This is a genomic window from Mycobacterium sp. ABE4_509, assembly GCF_056160785.1.
The window spans coordinates 1-664 of record NZ_JBSWXU010000329.1; the positions used below are offsets into that span (position 1 = coordinate 1).

Genomic DNA, 664 nt, shown 5'->3' on the forward strand with positions numbered 1-664 from the left:
CGCACGCGCGGCCCGGTGGTCGCCGTGCTGGCGGGCCGTGGCGGTGCCGGAGCGTCGGTCTTCGCCGCGGCGCTGGCGTGCACCGCCACCGAATCGCTTCTGATCGACGCGGACCCCTGGGGTGGCGGCCTCGATCTACTGCTCGGCGGTGAGGGACAACCCGGGCTGCGCTGGCCCGACCTGGCGCCGGCCGGCGGCCGCTTGAGCTATCCCGCCCTGCGGGACGCACTACCCGGACGGAATCGGGTCCGGGTGCTCTCCGCGGGCCGAGCGTGTCCGGAGGGCCGATCCGGCAACGACATCGATGCCCTCGCGCTGGACGCGGTGGTCGAGGCCGGCGCCCGCGGCGGGGTGACGGTGATCTGCGATGTGGCGCGGCAGCCGACGGCGGCTGTCGAAACAGCTCTGGCGGCAGCCGATTTGGTGATCTTGATCACTCCGGTCGACGTCCGGTCCTGTGCGGCGGCCGCGGCCACAGCGCGGTGGGCGGTCGCGGAGAACCCGAACACCGGACTCGTCGTGCGTGGACCGGCGCCCGGTGGTCTGACCCGCGATGACGCCGCTCGCATCGTAGGGCTGCCGGTGCTGGCGGCCATGCGCCCGCAGCCCGGCATCGACCGGCAACTCGAGTGCGGCGGGTTGCGGCTGCGCCGTCGGTCCCCGC

At 74.7% G+C, this 664-nt stretch carries 1 protein-coding gene; it reads left to right on the forward strand.

Annotation, left to right across the window (positions count from 1 at the left end):
- Nucleotides 1-664, forward strand: a 664-nt coding sequence (ssd, locus tag ACXAID_RS28315; RefSeq protein WP_475025463.1) for a septum site-determining protein Ssd, incomplete at both ends; no start/stop codon positions are given.